This window comes from Floccifex sp., from assembly GCF_051873555.1.
Lineage (GTDB): Bacteria > Bacillota_I > Bacilli_A > Erysipelotrichales > Erysipelotrichaceae > Floccifex.
Genome location: NZ_JBJEEY010000141.1, coordinates 1 through 5,969, shown reverse-complemented (window position 1 = coordinate 5,969; position 5,969 = coordinate 1). Strand labels below are relative to the sequence as shown.

At 31.0% G+C, this 5,969-nt stretch carries 7 protein-coding genes; 3 read left to right on the top strand and 4 right to left on the bottom strand.

The genetic code is table 11. The annotated features are described in order from the left end of the window. Positions 1 to 174: 174 nt before the first annotated feature. A complete protein-coding gene (locus ACI32A_RS08235) occupies positions 175 to 1,341 on the bottom strand; it encodes a Fic family protein (RefSeq protein ID WP_439754570.1) in 1,167 nt (388 codons plus the stop codon). A gap of 80 nt (positions 1,342 to 1,421) precedes the next feature. Here ACI32A_RS08235 and ACI32A_RS08230 point away from each other — a divergent pair, with 80 nt between their 5' ends. After that, entirely contained in the window at positions 1,422 to 1,550 is a 129-nt protein-coding gene (locus ACI32A_RS08230; RefSeq protein WP_439754569.1) for a hypothetical protein, read from the top strand. 53 nt (positions 1,551 to 1,603) lie between these two features. Here ACI32A_RS08230 and ACI32A_RS08225 read toward each other — a convergent pair whose 3' ends face one another. The 3 genes from ACI32A_RS08225 to ACI32A_RS08215 are packed head-to-tail and all read right to left on the bottom strand — an operon-like array spanning position 1,604 to position 3,736. Further along, on the bottom strand, positions 1,604 to 2,062 hold the full coding sequence (locus ACI32A_RS08225; protein ID WP_439754568.1) for a VOC family protein: 459 nt from the start codon (positions 2,060 to 2,062) through the stop codon (positions 1,604 to 1,606). Positions 2,063 to 2,102: 40 nt separating this feature from the next. Next, positions 2,103 to 2,933, bottom strand: a complete 831-nt coding sequence (locus ACI32A_RS08220) for an IS1096 element passenger TnpR family protein (RefSeq protein ID WP_439754567.1) — start codon at positions 2,931 to 2,933, stop codon at positions 2,103 to 2,105. A gap of 11 nt (positions 2,934 to 2,944) precedes the next feature. Beyond that, positions 2,945 to 3,736, bottom strand: a complete 792-nt coding sequence (locus tag ACI32A_RS08215; protein WP_439754566.1) for a Cof-type HAD-IIB family hydrolase — start codon at positions 3,734 to 3,736, stop codon at positions 2,945 to 2,947. Between the two features lie 106 nt (positions 3,737 to 3,842). Between ACI32A_RS08215 and ACI32A_RS08210 the strand changes: the two genes are divergently transcribed. After that, complete coding sequence (locus tag ACI32A_RS08210) at positions 3,843 to 5,273, top strand: LCP family protein (protein WP_439754565.1); 1,431 nt, start codon at positions 3,843 to 3,845, stop codon at positions 5,271 to 5,273. A 250-nt stretch (positions 5,274 to 5,523) separates the two neighbouring features. Next, positions 5,524 to 5,772 carry a hypothetical protein gene (locus ACI32A_RS08205; RefSeq protein WP_439754564.1) on the top strand — a complete coding sequence of 83 codons (249 nt, stop codon included), beginning with the start codon at positions 5,524 to 5,526 and terminating at the stop codon, positions 5,770 to 5,772. Positions 5,773 to 5,969 lie beyond the last annotated feature (197 nt).

The following is a 5,969-nucleotide window of genomic DNA, read 5'->3' as shown; positions in this document are numbered from 1 at the left end:
GGTACATTTTTTTGTTACCCCCTAAATGTTGTTATTCTTAACTTAATGACATTGCGTAATATCCGTGATTTTTTGTTGGAAGAACAGTGGAATTAAATAAGTCTATTCATGAGCTCTACAATAAAGCCACTATAAAATCCAAAGCGTCAGCAAAGAATGCTGACGTTTTTCCTTTTATATTTTTACACGAATATAGTAAGTTGATTTTCCAGCGCCTTCACGCTTGATTTCACCAGATGCAACCATTTTTCGCAATGAACCTTCAATAGAACTAAGACTCAAAGAAGGACACTGTTCCCTGATATCTTGCTTAGTGATACGACCAATTTTATTTTGAATAGCTTTGCGAACCATATCAATGGCAGGACGCTTTTCTTCTACGATGGCAAATCTATCGTCAAAGTCTTTATATGCAGCTAAAATAGTACCTAGCATATATTTAATGAAAGGAACGACATCTTCGTTTCCTTTATGCCATCCATGTTGTGAACGATTCAGTGCGTCATAATACAAATCCTTGTTTTTAGAAATCTTTGCTTCCAGGGAAATATATTTCCCAACATAGAATCCACATCGATATAAAAGCAGGGTAGTCAGCAAGCGACTTATTCTGCCATTACCATCATTAAACGGATGAATACACAGAAAATCATGGATGAAGACTGCAATCGCAATTAAAGGCTCTAATTCCATATTTCCAATAACTTTGTTGTATTCCTCACAGATTCTCTCCAATGCTTCTGGTGTTTCGAATGGAGACAACGGAGTGAAAAGTATTTCAGTATGGCCATCCGGGAAAGTGGTACTAATATAATTCTGTACATTTTTTGTCTGTCCAGCCATTGGATTATTCATGTGGCTGTACATAATCTTATGAAGCTGCAGGATATAATTCTTTGACAGAGGAATGGCACCATAGCTTTCAAGAATAATAAAAAGAACATCTCGATATCCTGCAATTTCTTGTTCATTTCTGTTTCTTGGAGTGGTTTTCTTCTCTACTAATTGCTTGATTCTTGTATTGGTGGTAACAATTCCTTCAATTTCATTGGAGGCTTCTGTACTCTGGATTTTTGCGATATCAACTAGTTTCTCTAGTTCATTCGGACGCTGTTTCAGATAAAAATCCTGCTTACCATACTCTTTATAGATTGCAGCAATTAGTTCAAGAATTTCAGAATCCCATTTCTGATTCTTGATGGCTGAGTAATTAAAAGTTCTCATTCCCTTATCCTTTATAATTTCCCTTAAATTGTATTCAATTATAAGGGAATAGTCAATTTTACTCTCATAATTCTCTAAAAAATCAATGACAAAGTCTATTTTTTTAATGAGATTCAAGAAGCAAAAGAATGAAATAGTTCATTTGATGAAAATTTAAATAAATTATGTTATTTTATCAAAACCGTTGAAAATGCACTATGGAGAACTGTCCGAGTTTAGGCAGTTCTTCTGTAGAAGCAACATTGAAAAAACTTGTAGAAGACAAAACCATCTTTAGAAAAGGAAAAGGTCGTAATACACATTATGTACGTTATAATTCACAATAATCTAAAAATTAATTTCGGCTAATCCAAGATATAATCGTAGATTAGCCGAAGATTTATCGCATACAAGCTTTTACAAATTTCATGGGAACATCCATTTTTTCAGCAACTTTTTCTGGATTTAAACCACTATCTAAGAAACGCTTACAAACCATTTTTAGATTCTCACCCACTTCAATAATATGTTGATCTGGATCATATATTCGAATGACTCTTTGTCCCCAAGAATGTTCCTTGATGGGATGTACATATTTCACATCATATTTTTGTAGACGACTCATAAAGTTGTCAAAATCATCTTCTTCAAAATAAATCTCATAGCTATTACTTCCAAATGAGATTGTATCTGCATCAATAAATTCTTTCCAGGTATCGAGTGTTTGTAATGATAAACCACCTGTCAAAGTTTTATTGGCTCCAAAATCCATAATGACACGAAGTCCTAATACTTTTTTATAAAACTCTACGGATTTATCTATATTTTTTACAACCAGCATAGGATTTTTTATTTTCATTTTTTATTCCTTTCATATAATAAAAATAGAGGAAAAGCCTCTATTTTAATTTTTTCAAATGTTTTTTAATTGTAGAAAAAAACAATTCTTCAGTAGCTGTACTTTCATCGAGTTCTTTAAATGTTTTGAAATAACAATTCACAATCATATCAAACGCATCATTGACATCATATTTTTCTATCAATTTTCGATACACTTGATTTGTGAAATCATCCATAAAAATAGAAAGCGCCGCATTTTTTAAAACTTCATCCAATAAATCATTTTCTCGACTATCGTATTCATAATCTGGATCTAAGTGCTGACAAATCATTTTCATGTCGTTTTCAAAATAAACATAGTCATCTAAATTCAATGGTAAATCAAAATCACCATATACATCTAAATCCAGGTTATAAGGCATAGATTGATGTAATTCTGGTATTTCTTCATTGGAATTTGGATCAATTTCACCATTTAAATAACGAAATAACGTCATATGATCATCTTCAAAAATTCCCTGTCCTTTTCCTTCCACCACAAAACCAAGTGGATTTTCCCATACATCGCTTTCATATTGAATGGTTCTTTTCATTACTTTACAATCAAATTCCCATGACTCTCCTGTGTCATAAACATATGTAAAAGAATCTTGTAAATCCGATAAATGAGAACTATTCAATCCATAATCACTATCGGATTCAATCCAGTCATCGGGTACATAAGAAGCTTGTTTGTTGTAGAACATATAATAATGTCCAAAGAAAGCATTTAAAGACGATCCAATTAAAGCTCCTAACATATTTAAATCTGGGTCTCCTTTTACAGCTAATATACGATAAAAACGCTTAGGATTATCTTTACTCGTGATTTTTATTTTTTTATATTCCATAAATTGTCTCCTTACTCTAATAATAAATAATGATCAAAGGCATTGTAAAGACCATTATCATTGATATCCGAAGTCACAAAGTCACAAATATCTTTTACCGATTGACTTCCATTTCCCATAGCCACTGAAATATGTGCATATTTTAGCATAGGAATATCGTTATCGGAATCTCCACAAGCCATGGATTCATATTCATGATGGAAATAATTTTCTAGAAATTGAATAGCAGTGGCTTTATTATTTTGTTTCAAAGTAATTTCTCCCCCATATTTTTGAAACTGCGTAAAAACGACATTTTCTGGCAATTTCTTCAGTAATTCATCTTTTTGATGTAGTTCATCTAAATGAACCGATACCTTCATAATTTGTTCATAATCTTTTTCATTCATTGTACTGGCACTTGGAAAAGAACTAAAATGATTTCCAATGCGATTTTCTTTGGCAAATTTTAACATACGATCTCGATTGATTTCATTAATAAAAGTTTGTTGAGATCCTTCCATGGAATATCCCAAGTTAAGATTTTCTACAATTTTATGTATATCTTTAGCTAAAGAAGCACCTAATGGATGATAAAAAACCTGTTCATTGTTTAAAATAATTTCACTACCAGATGAGAAACAATATCCATCAAAATCTAAATCCCATAATACTTGATTAATTTCACACTTTGTTCTTCCTGTATTCACAAAAAATTTATGCCCATTCTTTTTTGCGATTGCCATCGCTTTTAAAGTTGAATCCGGAATTCTTTCAAAATCCCAGAACGTTCCATCTAGATCTAAAAAAACAATTTTTTTCATATAAACCATCTCTTTCAACTATAAAAAATTTTATCATATACAAATGAAAAAGAACACATTCTTTGAAATTCAAGAAAGGTTTTTGTATGATGAAAAGGGTGATAGAATGAAAAAAGAAATTGGATTGTTGATAGCTGTACTACTTAGTACATTCTATTTTTTCTATAAAATCATTGAAATACAAATCATTCCATGGATTTATATTATTTTTTTAATTGTTTTTGTGTTCTTGATTCTAGCTCTTATTGTATATTCCTATCATAAAAAACATACATTAATTGCTTGTTTACTCAGTGTGGCTTTAATAATTTGTTCACTGGGAAGTGGATATTATCTTCATCAAATGATACAGACACTATCGAATATTTCATACACAAATCGAACGAAAAAGAAAACCATTTCTATTTATGCTTTAAAAGATGCAGCACAGGACTTAGAAAAAGGTGTGATTGGTTATTTAGTTATAAATGAAGAGAAGAGTATGGATTGTTTGAATGAATATTCAAAAGATATAGAAGCCATTGGATATAGCTCCTCTGAAAACATGATACAAGATTTTTTAAATGGACTCTTAGATGGTATTTGCCTAGATCAAAGTTATTTAGAAATTATTTCAGAATCTGAAGGCATGTCAGACTTTGAAGAAAAAGTCAATGTCATTCATCAATATACCTATACCATTGAAACCACAGACACGACTTCAAGTGTAGACGTTATCAATGAGCCTTTTATTGTTTTAGTCAGTGGCATAGATACAAGAAGTGGAAGCTTTGAAGACAGTGATTCAAGAAGTGATGTGAATTTAGTGATTACAATCAATCCCAATACCCATCAAATTTATTTATTATCCATTCCAAGAGATTATTACGTAGAAACTGTATGTGAACAAGGCGTTGGCTGTGCCAATGGACAAATGGATAAATTAACGCATACAGGATGGCATGGCATTTCCACTACTGAAAAAACCATTGAAAATTTATTGGACATTGAAATCAATTATAATGTATTAGTAAATTTTCAAACGGTTGTGACTTTAGTGGACTTACTCGATGGCATTGATGTCTATTCTGAATATGACACAGAACTATCTGCTAGTTTCCATGCATGTTCGGTACAAGAAGGTATGAATCATTTAAATGGAGAATGTGCCTTGGCCTATGCTCGTGAACGCTATGCATACCAAGATGGAGATCGGCAAAGAGGTAAGAATCAAATGGAAATTGTTTCAGCTTTAATTGAAAAATGTTGTTCGACAGCCATTTTAAATAAAATTCCAGATATTTTAAATATTATGGAAGACTTGTTTCAAACCAATATGGAAACCAGTCAAATTCTTTCTTTTGTCAAGCAACAGCTTTCACAAGGAAATGAATGGAGTGTATATACATATAGCTTAAATGGCTCAGGAGCTACAGATTATGCCTATGAACTTCAGGACTATGCCTATGTCATGTATCCCGATGAAACAACGATTCAAAATGCCAAAGAAGACATTGAAAATATCATGGAAGGAAATGAACCGGTACATGTTAATTAGAAGGATGTAAACAATGAACAAATAAAATATAAACTTGGCATAATATCTTCGTAAAGAAAAATAAATATAGAAAAATTTGTCGTCGCTTTGATTGCGATTGTTGTTTTTGTATTAAGAAAAAAATTTGGCTGTTTTTTAGAGAAAATTGACACAAATAATGTTTATTTTATTTGTTTAATAGTATCGAGGTGAGAACAATGGAAAAATATTATTACGGAATAAATGGACATAGTGATTCATTTTCTTCTCTGTGGCTGGGAACAATTGGCTTATTAGAACAATACAATCTAAAAAAGCAACGAATCAACTAAAAACACCATGGTTTACTATTGAAGATGTAAAAACATGGTGTAAAGATGATGGACATTTAGAACAGTATTTGAAACAAGGCATAGAATGTTCAGTTTTTCAAATATTAAATGAAACAGAAGCCAATATGTTACAAAAAGATCCTTTTCATGATTACTGGTTATATGAAAAACCACAAAAAATTGATTAAGTATATTTTATTATGAAAAATTTATCACAATGTTATCACTATTTGATTTATGTAAATTTTAAATTATTTAATGTAATAAATAACCAAAATGATGATTTCTAAATATGATAAGATGAAAGTACTAAACAGGCAGAAAAACTGCGGCATACTTACAACTTTTAAATATTATATGAGGGCAAAAAAATATTATAAGAAAA

Bases quoted from the DNA above. Each gene is read 5' to 3' on its own strand.
- ACI32A_RS08215 (WP_439754566.1), bottom strand. From the start codon at position 3,736: ATGAAAAAAATTGTTTTTTTAGATCTAGATGGAACGTTCTGGGATTTT.
- ACI32A_RS08210 (WP_439754565.1), top strand. From the start codon at position 3,843: ATGAAAAAAGAAATTGGATTGTTGATAGCTGTACTACTTAGTACATTC.
- ACI32A_RS08230 (WP_439754569.1), top strand. From the start codon at position 1,422: ATGGAGAACTGTCCGAGTTTAGGCAGTTCTTCTGTAGAAGCAACATTG.
- ACI32A_RS08225 (WP_439754568.1), bottom strand. From the start codon at position 2,062: ATGAAAATAAAAAATCCTATGCTGGTTGTAAAAAATATAGATAAATCC.
- ACI32A_RS08220 (WP_439754567.1), bottom strand. From the start codon at position 2,933: ATGGAATATAAAAAAATAAAAATCACGAGTAAAGATAATCCTAAGCGT.